At 69.6% G+C, this 20790-nt stretch carries 19 protein-coding genes; 11 read left to right on the top strand and 8 right to left on the bottom strand.

Features of this window, described 5'->3' with window-relative positions; genetic code table 11:
• The first annotated feature begins 169 nt into the window (after positions 1 to 169).
• Both OG230_RS21705 and OG230_RS21700 read left to right on the top strand, forming a co-directional pair.
• Entirely contained in the window at positions 170 to 1432 is a 1263-nt protein-coding gene (locus OG230_RS21705) for a nucleotide sugar dehydrogenase (protein WP_328905367.1), read from the top strand.
• Between the two features lie 119 nt (positions 1433 to 1551).
• On the top strand, positions 1552 to 2121 hold the full coding sequence (locus OG230_RS21700) for a hypothetical protein (protein WP_328905366.1): 570 nt from the start codon (positions 1552 to 1554) through the stop codon (positions 2119 to 2121).
• Between the two features lie 84 nt (positions 2122 to 2205).
• On the opposite strand, the gene OG230_RS21695 is transcribed toward OG230_RS21700, so the two are convergent.
• The 4 genes from OG230_RS21695 to OG230_RS21680 all read right to left on the bottom strand — a co-directional run bounded on the left by OG230_RS21695 (position 2206) and on the right by OG230_RS21680 (position 6542).
• Positions 2206 to 3330, bottom strand: a complete 1125-nt coding sequence (locus tag OG230_RS21695) for a GuaB3 family IMP dehydrogenase-related protein (protein ID WP_007453079.1) — start codon at positions 3328 to 3330, stop codon at positions 2206 to 2208.
• A 106-nt stretch (positions 3331 to 3436) separates the two neighbouring features.
• A complete protein-coding gene (guaB, locus tag OG230_RS21690) occupies positions 3437 to 4939 on the bottom strand; it encodes an IMP dehydrogenase (RefSeq protein ID WP_328905365.1) in 1503 nt (500 codons plus the stop codon).
• A 127-nt stretch (positions 4940 to 5066) separates the two neighbouring features.
• Entirely contained in the window at positions 5067 to 5642 is a 576-nt protein-coding gene (locus tag OG230_RS21685; RefSeq protein WP_056796454.1) for a sigma-70 family RNA polymerase sigma factor, read from the bottom strand.
• 288 nt (positions 5643 to 5930) lie between these two features.
• Positions 5931 to 6542 (bottom strand): response regulator transcription factor, encoded by a 612-nt coding sequence (locus OG230_RS21680; RefSeq protein ID WP_003948568.1) that lies wholly within the window; start codon positions 6540 to 6542, stop codon positions 5931 to 5933.
• Positions 6543 to 6964: 422 nt separating this feature from the next.
• On the opposite strand from OG230_RS21680, the gene OG230_RS21675 reads away from it, so the two are divergent.
• Positions 6965 to 7297 carry a WhiB family transcriptional regulator gene (locus OG230_RS21675; RefSeq protein WP_328905364.1) on the top strand — a complete coding sequence of 111 codons (333 nt, stop codon included), beginning with the start codon at positions 6965 to 6967 and terminating at the stop codon, positions 7295 to 7297.
• A 192-nt stretch (positions 7298 to 7489) separates the two neighbouring features.
• Here the strand turns inward: OG230_RS21675 and OG230_RS21670 are convergent, their stop codons facing one another.
• Positions 7490 to 8380 (bottom strand): LysR family transcriptional regulator, encoded by an 891-nt coding sequence (locus tag OG230_RS21670; RefSeq protein ID WP_328905363.1) that lies wholly within the window; start codon positions 8378 to 8380, stop codon positions 7490 to 7492.
• Positions 8381 to 8461: 81 nt separating this feature from the next.
• Between OG230_RS21670 and OG230_RS21665 the strand changes: the two genes are divergently transcribed.
• The 3 genes from OG230_RS21665 (at position 8462) to OG230_RS21655 (ending at position 11522) form a co-directional block, all read left to right on the top strand.
• Positions 8462 to 9130, top strand: coding sequence for an MOSC domain-containing protein (locus tag OG230_RS21665; RefSeq protein WP_328905362.1), 669 nt, complete (start codon positions 8462 to 8464; stop codon positions 9128 to 9130).
• Positions 9131 to 9217: 87 nt separating this feature from the next.
• Complete coding sequence (locus OG230_RS21660; protein WP_328905361.1) at positions 9218 to 10738, top strand: multicopper oxidase family protein; 1521 nt, start codon at positions 9218 to 9220, stop codon at positions 10736 to 10738.
• A 10-nt stretch (positions 10739 to 10748) separates the two neighbouring features.
• Complete coding sequence (locus OG230_RS21655) at positions 10749 to 11522, top strand: SDR family NAD(P)-dependent oxidoreductase (protein ID WP_328905360.1); 774 nt, start codon at positions 10749 to 10751, stop codon at positions 11520 to 11522.
• Positions 11523 to 11526: 4 nt separating this feature from the next.
• On the opposite strand, the gene OG230_RS21650 is transcribed toward OG230_RS21655, so the two are convergent.
• Positions 11527 to 13056, bottom strand: coding sequence for a right-handed parallel beta-helix repeat-containing protein (locus OG230_RS21650; protein ID WP_328905359.1), 1530 nt, complete (start codon positions 13054 to 13056; stop codon positions 11527 to 11529).
• Between the two features lie 170 nt (positions 13057 to 13226).
• Between OG230_RS21650 and OG230_RS21645 the strand changes: the two genes are divergently transcribed.
• The 5 genes from OG230_RS21645 to OG230_RS21625 all read left to right on the top strand — a co-directional run bounded on the left by OG230_RS21645 (position 13227) and on the right by OG230_RS21625 (position 18597).
• Entirely contained in the window at positions 13227 to 14321 is a 1095-nt protein-coding gene (locus tag OG230_RS21645; protein ID WP_328905358.1) for a substrate-binding domain-containing protein, read from the top strand.
• A 135-nt stretch (positions 14322 to 14456) separates the two neighbouring features.
• Positions 14457 to 15788, top strand: a complete 1332-nt coding sequence (locus OG230_RS21640) for an ABC transporter substrate-binding protein (protein ID WP_328905357.1) — start codon at positions 14457 to 14459, stop codon at positions 15786 to 15788.
• On the top strand, positions 15788 to 16681 hold the full coding sequence (locus OG230_RS21635; protein ID WP_328905356.1) for a carbohydrate ABC transporter permease: 894 nt from the start codon (positions 15788 to 15790) through the stop codon (positions 16679 to 16681). The genes OG230_RS21640 and OG230_RS21635 overlap by 1 nt, the downstream gene beginning before the upstream one ends.
• Positions 16678 to 17532, top strand: coding sequence for a carbohydrate ABC transporter permease (locus OG230_RS21630; RefSeq protein WP_328905355.1), 855 nt, complete (start codon positions 16678 to 16680; stop codon positions 17530 to 17532). Before OG230_RS21635 ends, OG230_RS21630 begins: the two co-directional genes overlap by 4 nt.
• Before the next feature lie 36 nt (positions 17533 to 17568).
• Positions 17569 to 18597 (top strand): hydroxyacid dehydrogenase, encoded by a 1029-nt coding sequence (locus OG230_RS21625; RefSeq protein WP_328905354.1) that lies wholly within the window; start codon positions 17569 to 17571, stop codon positions 18595 to 18597.
• 98 nt (positions 18598 to 18695) lie between these two features.
• Here OG230_RS21625 and groL read toward each other — a convergent pair whose 3' ends face one another.
• A complete protein-coding gene (gene groL, locus OG230_RS21620) occupies positions 18696 to 20318 on the bottom strand; it encodes a chaperonin GroEL (protein ID WP_328905353.1) in 1623 nt (540 codons plus the stop codon).
• A gap of 101 nt (positions 20319 to 20419) precedes the next feature.
• On the bottom strand, positions 20420 to 20728 hold the full coding sequence (groES, locus tag OG230_RS21615; RefSeq protein WP_003966899.1) for a co-chaperone GroES: 309 nt from the start codon (positions 20726 to 20728) through the stop codon (positions 20420 to 20422).
• Positions 20729 to 20790 lie beyond the last annotated feature (62 nt).

Genomic DNA, 20790 nt, shown 5'->3' with positions numbered 1-20790 from the left:
TCGATTCTGTCCGCGGACCGCGACTTCAGCCACCGCCTGTGGACAACACCCGGACGACTGGACTCACACAATGCGACATATAGGTCATATTTACGCTTAGTCTGACATTGCGCTGTCCCCAGCAGTTGCGCTTCTGGCCTCATGGTCTTAGGGAAGGACGACCATCCACATGCCCGCAGACCTCGCTGTCATCGGACTCGGTCACCTCGGCCTGCCCCTCGCCCAAGCCGCTGTGGCAGCGGGTATCCAGACCGTCGGATACGACACCGATCCCCGCCCCTTCGCCGAACTCTCCGCAGGTCGCAGCCCCGTCGAGGGTTCTCTCACGGCCTCGGACATCCGCCGGATGCTCGCCGGAGGATTCCGCCCCACCACCAACCCCGCCGAACTGGGCCGGATCCGTACCGCCGTCATCTGCGCCCCCACCCCCCTCGGCGCGGACCGCACCCTCGACCTCGGCGCCCTCGGCGACGCGGCGCGCGCGCTCGCCGCCCGGCTGCGCCCGCACACCACCGTGCTCCTCGAATCGGCCGTGCCCCCCGGCACCACCGAGAGCTTCCTGCGGCCCCTGCTGGAGGAGGGCTCCGGGCTGCGCGCCGGACGCGACTTCCACCTCGCCTGCTCCCCCAGCCGCCTCGACCCGGGCAGCCGCACCCACGGCTACGCCAACACCCCCAAGGTGATCGGCGGACTCACCCCGGCGTGCACCGAGTCGGCCGCGGCGTTCTACGGCAGGCTCACCGACAAGGTCGTCCGGGCCCGCGGCCCGCGCGAGGCGGAGATGACCAAGGTCCTGGAGACCAACTTCCGGCACGTCAACATCGCCCTGGTCAACGAGATGGCGGTGCTCTGCCACGACCTCGGGGTCGACTTCTGGGACGTCATCCGGTGCGCCGAGACCAAGCCCTTCGGCTTCCAGCCCTTCCGCCCCGGCCCCGGCGTCGGCGGCCACGGCGCCCCCGTGGACCCCGGCTACCTCCCGTACAACAGCCGCACCCCGGGCCACCCCTTGCGCATGGTCTCGCTCGCCCAGGAGATCAACGACCGGATGCCGCAGTACGTGATCCAGCGCTGCGCCACCCTTCTCAACGAACACGGCAAGTCCGTCCGGGGCGCCCGCGTGCTGCTTCTCGGGGTCACCTACAAGCCGGACCTCGCCGACCAGGAGGCGTCCCCCGCCCGCGAGATCGCGGGCCGGCTGATGGACATGGGCGCACAGATCGGCTACCACGACCCGCACGTCCTGGACTGGCGCGTGCGCGAACTGCCCGTCCCCCGTGCGGACTCGCTGTACGAGGCCGCGGCCAGCGCCGATCTGACGGTGCTCCTCCAGCACCACCGTACGTACGACCTCCAGGGCCTCGCCGTGAAGGCCCAACTCCTCCTGGACACCCGGGGAGCCACCCCGGCGGGAGCCGCGCACCGGCTGTGAGAACGGCCCCCCGGCCAACTCCCGCAAGGGATTCCGGTGGGCGATGTCCGAACGGACTGCTAGCCTGCGGCGTCACTTCTCGCACAGCCGTGCGCTTCCGTCCCAGGGGGAAATCCACCATGAGTCAGCCCGTGCCGCCGAACCAGCCGCAGCAGCCCTTCGGCGGTCAGCCCACCGACGGCAACCCGTACGCCCAGCAGCCGGGTGCCCCGACGGGCAACCCCTTCGCCGGTGACCAGCAGCCCGGCCAGTTCGGCGGCGGCGCCCCGTTCGCCCCGGCACCCCCCGCGCGCAACAACCTCGCCCTCGGCATCCTGACCGCGCTGGGCACGGCCATCGTCGCGGCGATCCTCTACGGCGTCATCGCCGGCTCCATCGAGCGCGAGGTCGGCTACGCGGCGGTCGGCGTCGGCTTCCTCGTCGGCTTCGCCGCGGCGAAGGTCGGCGGCAGCAACCCGGCCGTGATCGGCGCCGGCGCCGTCTTCTCCCTCGGCGCCGTCTACCTCGGCCAGCTCGTCGGCATGTCGATGATCCTCGCGGACGCGTCCGGGCTGTCGTTCTCCGGCGTCTTCTTCGACCACTTCGGTGACGTCACGAAGATCTGGAAGGAAGAGGCCGACTTCATGACGTACCTCTTCCTCGCCCTCGGTCCGATCGCCGCCATCGGTGGCGCCCGCAAGGCCGACTAGTCACCACGCGGTACGCATGACGGGAGGGCCCGGACCATAGCTGTGGTCCGGGCCCTCCCGTCATGTCCGGATGTCCGGGGTGGATCAGCGGCGGTGCTGCGAGTCCGCCACCGTCACCTCGACGCGCTGGAACTCCTTGAGGTCGCTGTAGCCCGTCGTGGCCATCGCGCGGCGCAGGGCGCCGAAGATGTTCATCGAGCCGTCAGGGGTGTGCGAGGGGCCCGTGAGGACCTCCTCCGTCGTCCCGACGGAGCCCAGGTCCACCAGCTTGCCGCGCGGCACGTCCTCGTGGACGGCCTCCATGCCCCAGTGCCGGCCGCGGCCGGGCGCGTCCGTCGCACGGGCCAGCGGAGAGCCCATCATCACGGCGTCGGCGCCGCAGGCGATGGCCTTCGGCAGGTCGCCGGACCAGCCGACGCCACCGTCGGCGATCACGTGCACGTACCGGCCGCCGGACTCGTCCATGTAGTCGCGACGGGCCCCGGCCACATCGGCGACCGCGGTCGCCATCGGGACCTGGATGCCGAAGACGTTGCGCGTGGTGTGCGCCGCGCCGCCGCCGAAGCCGACGAGGACACCGGCCGCGCCGGTGCGCATCAGGTGCAGGGCCGCGGTGTACGTGGCGCAGCCGCCGACGATCACCGGGACGTCCAGCTCGTAGATGAACTGCTTCAGGTTGAGCGGCTCGGCCGCACCCGAGACGTGCTCGGCGGAGACCGTCGTACCGCGGATCACGAAGATGTCCACGCCCGCGTCGACGACCGCCTTGGAGAACTGTGCGGTGCGCTGCGGGGAGAGCGCGGCGGCGGTGACGACACCGGAGTCGCGCACCTCCTTGATGCGCTGCCCGATCAGCTCCTCCTGGATGGGGGCGGAGTAGATCTCCTGGAGCCGGCGGGTCGCGGACTCGACGGGCATCTCGGCGATCTCGTCGAGGAGCGGCTGCGGGTCGGCGTGCCGGGTCCACAGCCCTTCCAGGTTGAGAACGCCCAGGCCGCCGAGCTCGCCGATCCGGATGGCGTGCTGCGGAGAAACCACGGAGTCCATGGGGGCGGCCAGGAAGGGCAGCTCGAACCGGTAGGCATCGATCTGCCAGGCGATCGAGACCTCCTTCGGGTCCCGCGTACGGCGGCTCGGTACGACGGCGATGTCGTCGAATGCGTACGCCCGGCGGCCGCGCTTGCCGCGCCCGATCTCGATCTCAGTCACGATGGTGTGGCCTTTCCCTCTACGTCTGCCATGCCAGTATCCCCGACACACGTCGGAGGGGCGGCCCCGGGAACCCCCCGGGGCCGCCCCTCCGGCGACTCTGCGGTTACTTCCTGCTGTAGTTCGGCGCTTCGACCGTCATCTGGATGTCGTGCGGGTGGCTCTCCTTGAGACCCGCCGAGGTGATCCGGACGAAACGGCCGTTGGCCTGGAGCTCCGGCACCGTCCGGCCGCCGACGTAGAACATCGACTGGCGCAGACCGCCGGTGAGCTGGTGCACGACCGCGGAGAGCGGGCCCCGGTAGGGGACCTGGCCCTCGATGCCCTCGGGAACCAGCTTCTCGTCGGAGGCGACGCCCTCCTGGAAGTAGCGGTCCTTGGAGAACGACTTGCGGTCGCCACGGGTCTGCATCGCGGCGAGCGAACCCATGCCGCGGTACGACTTGAACTGCTTGCCGTTGATGAAGAGCAGCTCACCCGGCGACTCCTCGCAGCCCGCGAGCAGCGAGCCGAGCATCACGGTGTCGGCGCCGGCCACCAGGGCCTTGGCGATGTCACCGGAGTACTGGAGGCCGCCGTCACCGATGACCGGGACACCGGCCGCCTTGGCGGCGAGCGATGCCTCGTAGATCGCGGTGACCTGCGGGACGCCGATGCCGGCGACCACACGGGTGGTACAGATGGAGCCCGGGCCGACGCCGACCTTGATGCCGTCGACGCCCGCGTCGATCAGCGCCTGGGCGCCGTCACGGGTGGCGATGTTGCCGCCGATGACGTCGACCGAGGCGTTCGACTTGATCTTGGCGACCATGTCGCCGACGAGCCGGGAGTGGCCGTGGGCGGTGTCGACGACGATGAAGTCGACACCGGCCTCGACGAGCGCCTGGGCCCGCTCGTAGGCGTCGCCCGCGACACCGACGGCGGCGCCGACGAGCAGCCGGCCTTCCTTGTCCTTGGCGGCGTTCGGGTACTTCTCGGCCTTGACGAAGTCCTTGACCGTGATGAGGCCCTTGAGGATCCCGTGGTCGTCGACCAGCGGAAGCTTCTCGATCTTGTGGCGGCGCAGCAGTTCCATGGCGTCCACGCCGGAGATGCCGACCTTGCCCGTGACCAGCGGCATCGGCGTCATGACCTCGCGGACCTGACGGCCGCGGTCCGACTCGAAGGCCATGTCACGGTTGGTGACGATGCCGAGCAGCTTGCCGGCGGCGTCGGTCACCGGGACACCGCTGATGCGGAACTTGGCGCAGAGCTCGTCGGCCTCGCGCAGCGTCGCGTCCGGGTGCACCGTGATCGGGTCGGTGACCATGCCGGACTCGGAGCGCTTCACCAGGTCGACCTGGTTGGCCTGGTCGGCGATGGAGAGATTGCGGTGCAGCACGCCCGCGCCGCCCTGACGGGCCATGGCGATGGCCATGCGCGCCTCGGTGACCTTGTCCATCGCCGCGGAGAGCAGCGGGATGTTCACCCGGACGTTCTTCGAGATGTACGAGGAAGTGTCGATCTGATCGGGCGCCATGTCGGACGCGCCGGGCAGCAGCAGCACGTCGTCGTATGTCAGCCCGAGCGTCGCGAATTTCTCGGGCACTCCGTCGACGTTTGCAGTCATGACACCTTCCCCAAATGGCCTTGATCGGTGCGGATGTCCATGCTAACGGGCATCAGGGGTGTCTCATTCCACGATCAAGATCAGTTAGCGGTTCTGTAGCTTCCTACGTGAGCACGGACGGACATCCCTACTGCCCCGCGAGGGCGCGCAGCCTGCTCAGCGCGCGGTGCTGGGCGACCCGGACGGCCCCCGGGGACATCCCCAGCATCTGTCCGGTCTCCTCGGCCGTGAGTCCGACGGCGACCCGCAGGACCAGCAGCTCGCGCTGGTTCTCCGGGAGGTTGGCCAGGAGCTTCTTGGCCCAGGCCGCGTCACTGCTGAGCAGGGCACGCTCTTCCGGGCCGAGCGAATCGTCGGGCCGCTCCGGCATCTCGTCGGAGGGCACGGCCGTCGACCCGGGGTGCCGCATGGCGGCGCGCTGGAGGTCGGCGACCTTGTGACCCGCGATGGCGAAGACGAAGGCTTCGAAGGGTCTGCCGGTGTCCTTGTACCGCGGCAGCGCCATGAGCACCGCGACACAGACCTCCTGCGCCAGGTCCTCCACGAAGTGACGGGCATCACCGGGCAGCCGGTTCAGCCGGGACCTGCAGTAGCGCAGCGCGAGGGGGTGGACATGGGCCAGCAGATCGTGGGTGGCCTGCGCGTCGCCGTCCACGGCTCGGTGCACCAGAGCACCGATCACCGTTGTCTCGTCGTCGCGCATCGAACCATGGTGCCTTGACGCTGCCGGATCCGCGGCACCGCGTCCTGAGTTGTGCACCGAAGCGTTATGAGCGGGTGCGCCGGATGTCATGTCCTGCGCCCTCCCCTTCCGCTCGACCGAATCGTTCCCGAGGAACTCCACATCTCAAGGATGCGTCATCGGCCGGGAAGCGTCACATATCGCTGGTCGGAAGGGCCCGATCGCGGGTCCGCCGCCCCGCCGTCCCCGTCACCCCGCCCGCCGTTGCGCGGACGGGGGGTGGATTCGACTACCGGCCGTGGCCCGGAATCAGCGGACCAGGCCCCAGCGGAAGCCGAGTGCCACGGCGTGCGCGCGGTCCGAGGCGCCGAGCTTCTTGAACAGGCGCCTGGCGTGCGTCTTCACCGTGTCCTCGGAGAGGAAGAGCTCGCGCCCGATCTCCGCGTTGGACCGCCCGTGGCTCATGCCTTCGAGCACCTGGATCTCACGCGCGGTGAGCGTCGGCGCCGCGCCCATCTCGGCGGACCGGAGCCGACGGGGGGCGAGCCGCCACGTCGGATCGGCCAGGGCCTGCGTCACTGTGGCCCGCAGTTCGGCGCGCGAGGCGTCCTTGTGCAGATATCCGCGGGCGCCGGCGGCGACCGCGAGCGCGACACCGTCCAGGTCCTCGGCGACGGTCAGCATGATGATCCGGGCCCCCGGGTCGGCGGAGAGCAGTCGCCGGACCGTCTCCACACCCCCCAGACCGGGCATGCGTACGTCCATCAGAATCAGATCCGAACGGTCGGCCCCCCAGCGGCGGAGGACTTCCTCGCCGTTGGCCGCCGTCGTCACACGCTCGACGCCGGGAACGGTCGCAACCGCGCGGCGGAGCGCTTCTCGGGCAAGCGGGGAGTCGTCGCAGACGAGGACGGATGTCATGACCGTCCTCCGCAGCTGATGCGCGTCACCTTGTGCCTCCAGGCTGATACAAGTCGTCACCTGTGCGGTTGACCCCCTCGGACATCTGCCCGAGCTCGTTCTTCGTCAACCGCCTCCGCACTCTCAACGATGGTCACTCGAAAGAGTTACGGGTCGGAAGGTCGAGTTCGGCACTCTACGTGAGGGGCCGCACACGGAGGAGAGCGGCGCAGATCGTCCAGGCGTCAACGGAAACTTCACCTGAAGGTATGCCCCATTTAGCGGATTTACTTCCCTTTTGAGGGTGTCTGTGGCTAGATTCGCAATCAGTCATATTTACATCTACTAACACCGTAGATGTACGGTCGGGACTCCGGTCACCGACGCTCGACAACGGTCGAGGATGCCGTTTCCGACTCAGCACGGTTTCGAGGGGACAAGCAATGGCAGATTTCTCCCGCCTTCCCGGACCCAACGCAGACCTGTGGGACTGGCAGCTGCTGGCCGCCTGCCGAGGGGTCGACAGCTCACTCTTCTTCCACCCGGAGGGTGAGCGCGGGGCGGCTCGGAGCGCTCGCGAGACCTCGGCGAAAGAGGTGTGCATGCGCTGCCCGGTACGGGCCGAGTGCGCGGCACACGCCCTGGCGGTACGGGAGCCCTACGGAGTGTGGGGCGGCCTGACCGAGGACGAACGCGAAGAGCTCATGGGCCGTGCACGCAACCGGCTGATCACGGCCGCCCACTCGGGCACCCCGGCCGGCCCCGGACACGCCTGACACCGACGCCTCCACCTATCAGAGAAACGTTTCTTCACGAACGTTCCACATGACCCGCAGCACCGGCCGCAGCACCCGGCCACATCAAGCGCAGGCCCCGGCGCGACCGCAGGACCCCCCGCACCCGCAGAACCCGCAGGACCCGGAAAACCCACTGAAGCGGGCAGCTCCATGTCTACGGAGCTGCCCGCTTCAGCGCGCGGCGGCCAGGGACAGCTGATCCAGGGTGGCCGCCACCGCCGGCACCCGGGCCAGGTCCGGGAGGGTCAGCGCGACGATCTCGCGCTCGATGGCCGGTTCGACCGTGACGGTCCTGGCCCCCTTGGGGCGTACCGACTCGATCGCCAGCTCCGGGAGGACGGCCACCCCGAGGCCCGCTCCCACCAGTCCGATCACCGCCGGGTAGTCGTCGGTGGCGAAGTCGATCCGGGGGGTGAAGCCGGACGCCTCGCAGACCTCCACGAGCTGGCGGCGGCAGCGCGGACAGCCCGCGATCCACGGCTCGTCGGCCAGCTCCGCGATGCCCACGGCCTGCGCACCGGCCAGCCGGTGCCCCTCGGGAACCAGCCCGATCAGCCGGTCGGCCAGCAGCGGGCGTACGACCAGGTCGTCCCACTCCCCGCCGGACGCCCCGTAACGGAAGGCCAGCGCGATGTCGCAGTCGCCGTCCCGGAGCATCTCCACCGAGCGGGGCGGCTCCGCCTCGACGAGCGAGACCCGGGTGCCCGGGTGGGCGGCGCGCAGGGCCGCGAGCGCACCGGGGACCAGGGTGGAGCTGCCGCTGGGGAACGAGACGAGCCGGACCCGGCCCGCCCGCAGTCCGGCGATCGCCGCGACCTCCTCCTCGGCGGCGGTCAGCCCGGCGAGGATGCCGGAGGCGTGGCGCACCAGGGCCTCGCCGGCCTGGGTGAGCCTCATCTCGCGCCCCGTACGGATCAGCAGCGTGGTGCCCGCCGATGCCTCCAGCGCCTTCATCTGCTGGCTGACCGCGGGCTGGGTGCAGCCGAGTTCGCGCGCGGCGGCGGAGAACGAACCGGTGGTGGACACGGCACGCAGGACTCGGAGATGACGGGCTTCGATCACCCCTCCACCATAAGGGACTCTTGTAGCACTGGCGAATAATTGGCGTGCCACTTTGGGTGGTGACTCGCTAGCGTGTACGCCATGAAGCTGCTGACCGTGAATCTGGGCCGCCCCACGGCGTCCGAACACACCAATGGCCCCGGGGGCCTCACCGGAATCGACAAGCATCCGGCCGACGGGCCCGTACAGGTCTCGGACCCCGGCCCCAAGGGCGCGGGCGGCAGCGGGCTGGCCGGCGACGCGGTGTGCGATCTGCGGCACCACGGGGGAACGGACCAGGCGGTGTACGCCTTCGCGCGCGAGGAGCTCGACGCCTGGGAGAAGGCACTGGGCCGGGACCTGGCCAACGGCTCGTTCGGCGAGAACCTCACGACCCAGGGGCTCGATGTGAGCGGGGCCAGGATCGGGGAGCGCTGGCGGATCGGCTCCGGGCTCCTGCTGGAGGTGACCACGGGCCGCATCCCGTGTCGTACGTTCGCGGGTCACCTGGGCGAGAAGGCGTGGGTGAAGCGGTTCACCCAGGAGGCCGCGCCCGGTGCGTACCTGCGGGTGCTGGAGCCGGGAACGATCCGTGCCGGTGATCCGGTCGAGGTGGCGCACCGGCCGGACCACGACGTCACCGTCTCCCTGGTGTTCCGGGCCGTCACGACCGAGCGGACGCTGTTGCCCCAGCTGCTCGCGGCCGGGGACGCCCTGCACCCCGAGGCGCTGCGCGACGCACGGGCGTACGTGGAGAAGCACGGGGTCTGACGGCCGACGGTCCGTAGGGGGCGGATCAGGGGAGGGTCAGGGATGCGCCCCATGCCCTGCCGCTCCCCGGGCGGAACCCTGGTGCGCATGGAGAAAACCAGGGGGCGGCGGCGGTTGGTACGGGTACTGGTCACGCTGGGCGTGATCGCGGGGGTGTTCGTGTCCGCGGTCGGCGTCGCGTTCGCATGGCTGTGGACCGGCGCCGACGTGAGCACGGTGGGGAAGGTCCGCTTCAGCCATCGGATGGCCGTGCCGCCTCTGGCGGAGTCGACCGTGGACGCGGACGGCACCCGGGTCTTCGATCTGCGCATGCAGGCGGGAGAGACGGAGTTCCAGGACGGGCGGTCCACACCGACCTGGGGCTTCAACGGGAGCTATCTGGGGCCCACGCTGCGCGCGAACCGCGGCGAGCAGGTCAAGGTCCGGGTGAGGAACACCCTGGACGAGGCGTCGAGCGTGCACTGGCACGGCATGCATCTGCCCGCGTCGATGGACGGCGGACCGCACCAGCCGGTCCCTGCGGGCGGCGACTGGACCCCGCACTGGAAGGTCGACCAGCCCGCTTCGACGCTCTGGTACCACCCGCATCCGCACGGCCGGACCGCTCAGCACGTCCAGCGCGGACTGGCCGGCATGTTCCTGATCGACGACGAACGCGCGAAGCGGCTCGCGCTGCCCAAGAAGTACGGGGTCGACGATCTGCCGGTCGTCGTCCAGGACGTGACGTTCGAGGGCGCGCGGTTCGACCACGGGCGCTTCTTCCTCGCGAACACCGGCTTCCTCGGCAAGCAGACCCTGGTGAACGGCACGCTCGACCCGTACCGGGAGGTCGGCGACGAGCTCGTACGGCTTCGCCTGCTCAACGCGTCCACGGCACGCATCTACACCTTCGGCTTCGACGACGACCGTTCGTTCGACCTGATCGGGACCGACGGCGGGCTGCTGGAGAAGGCCGCCGCCATGAACCGCGTCCAGCTCTCCCCGGGCGAGCGTGCCGAGATCGTCGTACGGATGATTCCGGGCGAGCGCACGGTGCTGCGCAGCTATCCGTGGCGCGGCGGGAACTCCTTCGAGCGGCGGTTCAACGGGGGCGACGACTCCTTCGACGTACTGGAGCTGCGGGCGGCGAAGCAGCTGCGGAAGTCGCCCGCCCTGCCCGCGGCCCTGGGCGAGCTCGAACTGCCCCGGGCGGAGGATTCGGTGCGCGGCCGTCACTTCGAACTGCTCCAGTCCGGGATCAACGGCCGCGCGATGGACATGGACCGGATCGACGAGACCGTCGTCCGGGGCACGACGGAGACCTGGACCCTGCGCAACGGTGGCGACGTCACCCACAACTTCCACGTCCACGACGTCCAGTTCAGGGTCGTGGAGGTGAACGGGAAGGAACCGGAGCCCGCGCTGCGTGGCCGCAAGGACACGGTGGCGGTGCCGCTCGGCACGACGGTGAAGATCGTTCTGCGGTTCGACGGGCCGGCCGACCCCGACACTCCGTACATGTACCACTGCCATCTGCTGAAACACGAGGACGACGGGATGATGGGCCAGTTCGTGGTCGTCGACGAGGGACAGCGGGCGGGTCGACCACCGGTGCACGCGGGGCACTAACGTGCCGCGTATGACGACTGCACTGATTACGGGCGCGACGGCGGGAATCGGGGCCGCTTTCGCGCGGCGGCTCGCGGGCGAGGGGCACAACCTGGTGCTGGTGGCCCGTGACACCGAGCGGCTGCGGGTCCAGGCCACCGAACTGCACGACCGGCACGGCATCGAGGCCGAGGTCCTGACGGCCGACCTCTCCGAGGACAAGGGCATCGCGGCGGTGGAGGCCCGGCTCCGGGATCGCCACCAGTCCGTCGACCTCCTGGTCAACAACGCCGGCTTCGGCAACAAGGGGCGCTATCTGGAGGTCCCCATGGCCGACGAGCTGACGATGCTGAAGGTGCACTGCGAGGCGGTGCTGCGGCTGACGTCCGCCGCGGCGGCCGGGATGAAGGAGCGGGGGCGCGGCGGAGTCATCAACGTGGCGTCCGTCGCGGCGTTCGTGCCGCGCGGGACGTACGGGGCGTCGAAGGCGTGGGTCGTGCAGTTCACCCAGGGTGCGGCCAAGGACCTGGCCGGCTCGGGGGTGCGGCTGATGGCGCTGTGCCCCGGATTCGTGCGGACGGAGTTCCACGAGCGGGCCGGGATGGGGACGGGCAACATCCCCGGCTGGATGTGGCTCGACGCGGACAAGCTGGTGACGAGCGCGCTCGCGGACCTCGCGCGCGGCAGGACCGTGTCGGTTCCCGACGCCCGGTACAAGGCCCTGATGGGGCTGGTGAAGGTGACGCCTCGCGGCCTGCTCGGAGGGGTCACCTCCAGGACAGGCCGCAAGTACGGTCCTCAGTAGGGTGTTACGGAAGGCCGGGGCCTTCGTAGGCGCCGAGGTTCGGGGCGGTGTCCGGCAGCGGGTTGCCGAAGTAGTCCTTGCCTCCGTTGTCCTCGACGACGGCGCCCGCTCCGAGGGCGGGTGAGCCGGCGCCCAGCCGCCAGTCCGCGCGCAGCAGCGGGTCGCCGGTGACTCCCCCGGGGTTGGGGCGGGTCATCGTGATGCCGTAGAACGCGTTGTGGTCGAAGGACAGGCCGGGGGTGGGGTTGGTGAAGCCGTATCCGCCGGTGCCGCCGCTGACGAAGACGTTGTTGCGGATGGTCTGTTCGTGGACGGTGGCGGAGGGGTTGCTGTTGTCGTCCTGCACCAGATAGGCCGGGATCTTCTCCTTGTTGTAGAAGGAGTTGTTGTAGATCCGGGTGTTGAGGATGGGTCCCCAGCAGTTCTGGAACAGCCGGGCTCCGTCGTTGCGGCTGACGTTGTAGCGGACGACCGTGTCGACGGTCTTGGCGCCGCTGTAGGGGCAGACCAGCAGGAAGCCGCCCTTGTTGTCGTGGCTGTAGTTGTACTGGAACACCGTGTGGTTGGAGGCGCCATCGGCATCGAAGGACATGCCGTCGTGGGTGTTCCCGCCGCCCGAGACCTCGTTGTACTCGATGGTCGTGTCGTCGGTGTTGAAGGTCCAGATGCCCGCGTTGGCGGAGGGCGAGCGCAGCTGGAAGCCGTCGACGCGGTTGTGGTCCACGCGGGCACCCGCGGTGGTGTCCAGTTTCATGCCGTCGCCGGCCAGCGACCGGAGCGTGTTGTGGTGGATGCGGACGCCGGTGGACGGGGTCCAGGGGCCGGGGTAGACGTTCGGGTCCTGCTGGTTGCCGACCAGTGCGCGCTTGGAGAACGTCGACTTGAAGTAGATGCCCTCCCGGTCGACGTCCTCGATGAGGTTGTGGTGGATGTCGACGCCGTCGTAGCTGCTGGCCCTGGCCGTGCCCTGGACCGCCACGTGGATGGCGCTGGAGCCGGTGATCGTCTTGTAGTCGCCGCCCCGCACGTCGTGGATGTAGAGGTGGTCGATCTCGAACCCGCGGGCCGTGCCGTAGTCGGTCAGACGCAGCCGTACGGCGTTGCGTTCGCTGCCGGGGTTCGCGGCGTTGGTGATCTCCAGCGCGGTGAGCCGGACGTGCTCGGTGTCCGCGAGGAGGACGACGTCGTGTGCGCCCGCGCCGTCGAGCCTGGCCCGTTCCGGGCTGTCGCCGTAGTCGGCGATGGTGAACGGGGCGTCGGCCGATCCCGCGCCCTTGGGGGTGAGGGTGCCGGTACAGGTGGCTCCGCGCTTGAAGAGCAGCCGGTCGCCGGGCCCGTAGGTGACGGCGTTGGCCTCGGCGAGGGTCGTCCAGGGGTGCCGGGGGCTTCCGTCCGCTCCCTGCGGCGCGGCGGAGCAGTCGACATGGAAGGCGCGGCCCGTGGGTGCGGCCTGCGCGGCGCCCTGGCTCACGGCGGTCAGACCGGCGGCGGCGGTCAGGGCGGCGAGCGCGGCAGCGGTGACGCGATGTCTCACAATTCCTCCGTACGAAGAGTCCGAGTCGGATCGGATCGGGTCGGCATCGCCCGGAATCCTGGACTCGGACTGATCGAACGTCAATGGAAAACGTTTGAATGATCGAAACTCCCGTCGTTCGATCATTGTGGTCTAGGATCGGGGACACACATGTCGAGGGGACTCCTGCCGTGCGCGAAAGTGCTGCTGAACGTCATGACCGCCTGCTGGGGCTGGTACGGGAACGGGGCTCGGCCCGCGTCTCCGACCTCGCCTCCCAGCTGGGGGTTTCACCCGTCACGGTGCGCCGGGACGTCGAGGATCTGGCAGGTCGGGGCCTGCTCGACCGGGTGCACGGTTCGGTCTCCTGGCCGCAGGGCCAGGGCCCCGCGGCCTCCGACGCCGCGGGCGGCGGACTGGTACTCGGCATGCTCGCGCCCTCCGCGACGTACTACTTCGCCGAAGTGATCCGCGGGGCGCACGAGGCCGCGGCCCGCGCCGGGGCCCGGCTGATCCTGCGGATCTCGGACTACCGGCCGGAGGAGGACCACGCACGCACCCAGGGCCTGCTCGCCGCGGGCGCCGAGGGCGTGCTGATCGCGCCCGGCTGGCGGCGGCCCGGCGACCCTGCCGCGTACGGCGACTGGATCACCTCGCTGCCGGTGCCCACGGTGCTCCTGGAACGGCAGCCCGCCGCCGGCTCGCCGCTGGACGGCCTGGACCGGGTCTGCTCGGACCACCGGCACGGAGTGCTGCTCGCCCTGCGCCACCTGGTGGGGCTGGGTCACGGGGCGCCGCTGCTGATGGCCCGCGCCGATTCGCCGACGGCCCTCGCGGTGCGGTCCGGGTACGAGGAGGCGCTCGCCGCCCTGGGGCTGCGCGCCCCGCAGGGCGTGATCGCCTCCGTACCCGCCGACCATGCGCCCGACGCCTTCGAGGAGGCCGTCCAGGCCCTGCGCGAAGCGGTCGTCTCCGGGGTGGCGACCGCGGCCCTGATCCACAACGACGTGGACGCCATCCAGGTCGTGCAGCGCCTGGCGGAGCTCGGCGTGCGGGTGCCGCAGGACCTGGCCCTCATCGCCTACGACGACGAGGTCGCGGCGCTCGCGGACACCCCGCTGACCGCCGTGGCCCCGCCCAAGCGCGAGGTGGGACGGCACGCCACGGACCTGCTGGTGGAACGCCTCACGCAGGCCAGGGACGCGGGCGAGGGGCTGCCCCGCCGCCATCTGACGCTGCTCCCGCAGCTGCGCGTCCGGGACTCCTGCGGAGACCCCCTGGCGTAGCCCTTTCGATCACGTCGCTTCATAACCGTTCTGATCTTTTTTCGCTCAATCAATCTTTCGCTCTTGACTTCGGTCACGACTGGTTCAAAGATCACGGCCAACGCCCCATGTCGCCGCCTGTTCAGGAGCCACGCTGTGAGCCGCAGTTGGAGCAGAAGAACGTCCCACGTCATAGTCGGCACCGCCACCGCCCTCGCCGTTCTCACGGCTTGCGGCGGCAGCGGTGAGGACGAAGCCGCACCCGGAAGCGACGGCAAGCCCGTCAGCATCACCTTCTGGGGCTGGGCGAAGGGATCGAAGGAAGTCGTCGACGCGTTCAACGCCTCGCACAAGGACGTCAAGGTCGTCTACGAGGAGATCCCGTCCGGTAACGCGGGCGGCTACGCCAAGATCTCCAACGCGGTGAAGGCGGGCAACGCGCCCGACCTCGTCAGCATCGAGTACCCGCAGCTGCCCGAATTCGTCAGCCAGGGCTCGGTCCAGGACATCAGCGCGTACGTCACGGACGACATCAAGAAGAAGCTGCTGCCGCAGGCGGTCGAACTGACCACGCTCGGCGGCAAGAACTGGGCCGTCCCGTTCGACGCCTCGCCGCAGGCGTTCTACTACCGGCAGGACCTGTTCAAGAAGTACGGCGTCGAGGTCCCCAAGACCTGGGACGACTTCCGCAAGGCGGCCGAGAAGGTCAAGAAGGCCGACAAGAAGGCCCGCATCGGCACCTTCTTCCCCGACGACCCGACCACCTTCCAGGCGATGGCCTGGCAGGCGGGGGCCCAGTGGTACAAGGCCGAGGGCGACACCTGGAAGGTGAACACCACCGACGCGGCGACCACCAGGACCGCCGACTACTGGCAGGGCCTGCTCGACGACGACCTGATCCGGGCCAACGCCTCGTTCAGCCCGGAGTGGACCAACTCCCTCAAGAGCGGCGGCACGGTCGGCTACCTCGGAGCCGCCTGGGGCGCCGGTGTCCTGAAGGGCACGCTGCCCGAGCAGAGCGGCAAGTGGGCGGTCGCGCCGATGCCGAGCTGGGACGGCACCCCGGCGAGCGGCATGCTCGGCGGGTCCACCTTCGCCGTGTCGAAGAACAGCAAGAAGGCCGAGGCGGCCGTCGAGTTCGCCACCTGGATGTCCACCACACCGGAAGGCATCAAGGCCCGTATCGCATCCGGCACGTCAAGCGCCTTCCCGGCAGCGGCCGAGCTGCGCCCGGTGGCGAAGGCCGCGTTCGACGCGAGCTACTACGGCGGCGAGGACATCTACCAGGTCTTCGAGGGCGCCGCGACGTCCATCCGGCCCGACTGGGCCTGGGGCCCGACGACCGGCACCTCCAACACGATCATCAAGGACCAGTTCGGCAAGGTCGCGAGCGGGGACACGACCCTCACCGAAGCGGTGAAGGCGGGCCACGACGCCACGGTCGCCGAGCTCAAGAAGCGCGGCCTGAAGGTCGAGGACGCCGGCTGATGAAGCGCGCCCGGACAACCAGAGCCGCCGCCGTCCTGCTGGGCCCGTTCTTCGCACTGTTCACCGTGGTCATGGTGGTGCCGATCGGTTACGCGGTCTGGCTCAGCCTGTTCACCGAGAAGCAGTCCGGACTGGGCTTCGGCGGTACCGAGACCGTCTTCAGCGGCCTCGACAACTACGCGGCGGCGCTGGGTGACCGGGCCTTCCGCGAGGGCTTCGTCGTCCTGCTCGGATACTGCCTCTTCTACATTCCGCTGCTGCTCGTCGGAGCCCTCGCGCTCGCCCTGCTGCTGGACTCCACACTCGCCCGCGCCCGCAGGTTCTTCCAGCTCGCGCTCTTCCTCCCGCATGCCGTGCCGGGCATCATCGCCGCGCTGATCTGGGTCTACCTCTACACACCCCAGCTCAGCCCGGTGGTCAGCGCCATGGAGTCCGGGGGAATCGGCTTCGACTTCTTCTCCTCCGAAGGCGCCCTCCCCTCCATCGTCAACATCGCGCTGTGGGAATGGCTCGGCTACAACATGGTGATCTTCTACGCCGCCCTCCAGGCCGTGGACCGTTCCGTACTCGAAGCGGCCACGGTGGACGGCGCGGGGGCCTGGCGGATCGCCTTCTCCATCAAGGTGCCGCTGATCCGCGCCTCGGTCGCGATGGTCGCCCTGTTCACGATCATCGGCTCGCTCCAGCTGTTCACCGAGCCGCTGATCCTCAACAAGGGGACCGGCTCCGCCGTCTCCTCCACCTGGACGCCGAACATGTACGCGTACACCGCGGCCTTCGAACGCAACGACTACGGGCTCGCCGCCGCGGCCTCCATCCTGCTGGCCCTGACCGCCGCGCTGCTGTCCTTCGTCGTCACCCGCTTCACCGGACGCAAGGGCAGGAAGGCATGAACCCCTCAGCTCCCCCGAACCGCTGGCTGTCGAAGACCGCCGTCAACGGCTTCCTGGTGCTCGCCGTCGTCTACATGCTCTTCCCGCTCGTCTGGCTGGTCACCGCCGCCACCAAGGACACCGGTGACCTGCTCGCGGGCAACGCCTTCTCCTTCGAGGGCTTCAACCTCGGCGAGAACCTCTCGAACCTCGCCGCGTACGGCGACGGCATCTACTTCCGCTGGTACGTCAACAGCCTTCTCTACGCCGGAGGCGGCGCGCTCGTCTGCTCCCTGATCTGTGTCGCGGCGGGCTACGCCTTCAACACGTACGAATTCCGGGGCAAGGAGAAGCTGTTCGGCCTCGTCCTGATGGGCGTGCTCGTCCCGACCACCGCGCTGGCCCTGCCGATGTACCTGCTGGCCTCGAAGACCGGGCTGGTCAACACCTACTGGTCGGTGCTGATCCCCGTCCTGGTCAACCCGTTCGGCGTGTATCTCGCGCGGGTCTTCTGCGCCGGATACATCCCGAACGAGGCGCTGGAGGCGGCCCGGATCGACGGCGCCGGTGAGCTGCGCACCTTCTGGTCGATCGGTCTGCGGATGGTCATGCCGGGCTTCGTGACGGTCTTCCTGTTCCAGTTCACCGCGATCTGGAACAACTTCTTCCTCCCCCTGGTGATGCTCTCGGACCGCAAGCTCTTCCCCCTGAGCCTCGGTCTGTACTCCTGGAACACCAACACCCATGGCGAGCCGAGCTTCTACCCTCTCGTCGTCACCGGTTCCCTCCTCGCCGTCATCCCCCTGATCGTCGCCTTCGTCTCACTGCAGCGGCACTGGAAGGCGGGTCTGACGGCCGGAAGCGTCAAGTGACCGTCAGCGCGAGACCTTGAGGAGTCGAGTTCCACCATGCCCCACGCCACTGACAACCGGCCCCGCGCACTGCTCGCGATGGGGCCCGGCATCGCCGACAGGCTGTTCGCCGAGCGCCACCGCACCCGGCTGGCAGCCCTCACCCGTACGGACCCCGGCCTCGTCGCCCACGACCTGGCCGCGCCCGGACCGGAGGTGGCCACGGCCCTCGCCGGGGCGGACGTGCTCCTCACCTGCTGGGGCGCCACCCCGCTGACCGCGGAGATCCTCGCCGCCGCCCCCCGGCTGCGCGCCGTCGTGCACGCGGCCGGGTCCGTCAAGCACCACATCACCGACGCCTGCTGGGAACGCGGCATCGCCGTCACCTCGGCGGCCGGCGCCAACGCCCTGCCCGTCGCCGAGTTCACCCTCGCCGCGATCATCTTCGCCAACAAGCGGGTGCTGCACGCCGCTCAGCGCTACCGGGCGCTGCGGGCCGACCACGACTGGCTCCAGGACCTCGGTGCGAGCGGCAACTACCGCCGTACGGTCGGCATCGTCGGGGCGTCCCGGATAGGCCGCCGGGTGATCGAGCTGCTGCGCCCGTTCGATCTGGACGTGCTGCTGTACGACCCGTACGTCTCCGCCGCCGAGGCGGCCGGGCTCGGTGTGCGGTCGGCGACGCTGGCGGAGCTGTGCGCCCGCAGCTCGGTCGTCTCCGTCCACGCTCCCCAGCTCCCCGAGACCCGCCACCTCATCGGGGCGGAACAGCTGGCCCTGATGCCGACGGGGGCGACCCTCATCAACACGGCGCGCGGCTCCCTGGTCGACGAGGAGGCGCTGCTCCCCGAGCTGGTGGGCGGCCGGCTGCACGCCGTGCTGGATGTGACGGCGCCCGAACTCCCGGCGGCGGCTTCCCCGTTGTACGACCTGCCGAACGTCCTGCTCACCCCGCACATCGCGGGGTCGCTGGGCAACGAGCTGCACCGCATGGCCGATCACGCGCTGGACGAGCTGGAACGCTTCGCCCAGGGACAGCCGTTCGCGGACCCGGTGACCCCGGAGGTGCTGGACCACTCGGCGTGACCCCGGACACGGCCGCCGGCCGGGCGGTCCACGCAACGACCGAGGCCCGGTACCCCCGCGACGGGGGTACCGGGCCTCAGTGGTGTACCGGGTGCGTACTAGTGGGAGTGACCGTGGCCGTGACCGGCGTCGGCCTCTTCCTCGGCCGGCTTCTCGACGACCAGGGTCTCGGTCGTGAGCAGCAGCGACGCGATGGACGCGGCGTTCTCCAGGGCGGAGCGGGTGACCTTGACCGGGTCGATGACGCCGGCCTTCACCAGGTCGCCGTACTCGCCGGTCGCGGCGTTGAAGCCCTGGCCCTTGTCGAGCTCGGCGACCTTGGAGGTGATGACGTAACCCTCCAGGCCGGCGTTCTCGGCGATCCAGCGCAGCGGCTCGACGGCGGCGCGGCGCACGACCGCGACACCGGTGGCCTCGTCGCCGGTCTTGCCGAGGTTGCCCTCGAGGACCTTGACGGCGTGGACCAGAGCGGAGCCACCACCGGAGACGATGCCCTCCTCGACCGCGGCGCGGGTCGCGGAGATGGCGTCCTCCAGACGGTGCTTCTTCTCCTTGAGCTCCACCTCGGTGGCGGCACCGACACGGATCACGCACACGCCGCCGGCCAGCTTCGCGAGGCGCTCCTGGAGCTTCTCGCGGTCCCAGTCGGAGTCCGTGGAGTCGATCTCGGCCTTGATCTGGTTGACCCGGCCCTTGACGTCGGCGGAGTCGCCGCCGCCGTCGACGATGGTCGTGTCGTCCTTGGAGACGGTGACGCGGCGGGCGGTGCCCAGCACGTCGAGACCGGCCTGGTCGAGCTTGAGGCCGACCTCTTCGGCGATGACGGTCGCACCGGTGAGGGTGGCGATGTCGCCGAGCATGGCCTTGCGGCGGTCACCGAAGCCCGGGGCCTTCACCGCGACGGCGTTGAAGGTGCCACGGATCTTGTTGACGACCAGGGTCGACAGGGCTTCGCCCTCGACGTCCTCGGCGATGATCAGCAGCGGCTTCGAGCCACCCGACTGGATGACCTTCTCCAGGAGCGGGAGCAGCTCCTGGATGGAGCCGATCTTGCCCTGGTGGATCAGGATGTACGGGTCGTCGAGGACGGCCTCCATACGCTCCTGGTCGGTCACCATGTACGGGGAGAGGTAGCCCTTGTCGAAGGCCATGCCCTCGGTGAACTCGAGGTCCAGACCGAAGGTGTTGGACTCCTCGACGGTGATGACACCGTCCTTGCCGACCTTGTCCATCGCGTCCGCGATGAGCTCGCCGACCTGGCTGTCCTGCGCGGAGAGCGCGGCCACGGCGGCGATGTCGGACTTGTCGTCGATCGGGCGGGCGGTCGCGAGGAGCTCCTCGGACACGGCCTTGACCGCGGCGTCGATGCCCTTCTTCAGGGCGGCCGGGGAAGCACCCGCGGCGACGTTGCGCAGACCCTCGCGGACGAGCGCCTGGGCCAGGACGGTGGCGGTGGTGGTGCCGTCACCGGCTACGTCGTTGGTCTTGGTCGCCACCTCCTTCACCAGCTGGGCACCGAGGTTCTCGTACGGGTCGTCGAGCTCGACCTCGCGCGCGATGGTGACACCGTCGTTGGTGATGGTGGGAGCGCCGAACTTCTTGTCGATGACGACGTTGCGGCCCTTGGGGCCGATCGTCACCTTGACCGTGTCGGCAAGCTTGTTGACGCCGCGCTCAAGGGCGCGACGGGCGTCCTCGTCGAACTTCAGAATCTTCGCCATGGGCTGTTGCCTGTCCTCTCAAAACGAACTGCGCCCCTGTCCGCCCGGCTAGTTATTTCGCAGGGGGCCAGGGGCGCAGAACAGAAACAAACGTGGGTGAATTACTTCTCGACGATCGCGAGCACGTCGCGAGCCGAGAGGACGAGGTACTCCTCGCCGTTGTACTTCACCTCGGTGCCGCCGTACTTGCTGTACAGAACGACGTCGCCGGTCTTGACGTCGAGCGGAAGGCGCTCGCCGTTCTCGAAGCGGCCCGGGCCCACGGCCAGGACGACGCCCTCCTGGGGCTTCTCCTTGGCGGTGTCGGGAATGACCAGGCCGGAGGCCGTGGTCTGCTCGGCGTCGAGCGGCTGGACCACAATGCGGTCCTCGAGCGGCTTGATCGCAACCTTGGAGCTGGTGGTCGACACGATCCGGTCTCCCCCTTCGGAGATCTCACGGGGTTTAACAGTCTTTGGGGTGGCGACCAGGT

The sequence above is a fragment of the Streptomyces sp. NBC_00234 genome (assembly GCF_036195325.1).
In the GTDB taxonomy this organism is placed as follows: Bacteria; Actinomycetota; Actinomycetes; order Streptomycetales; family Streptomycetaceae; genus Streptomyces.
This window is presented reverse-complemented; position numbering and strand designations above follow the sequence as displayed.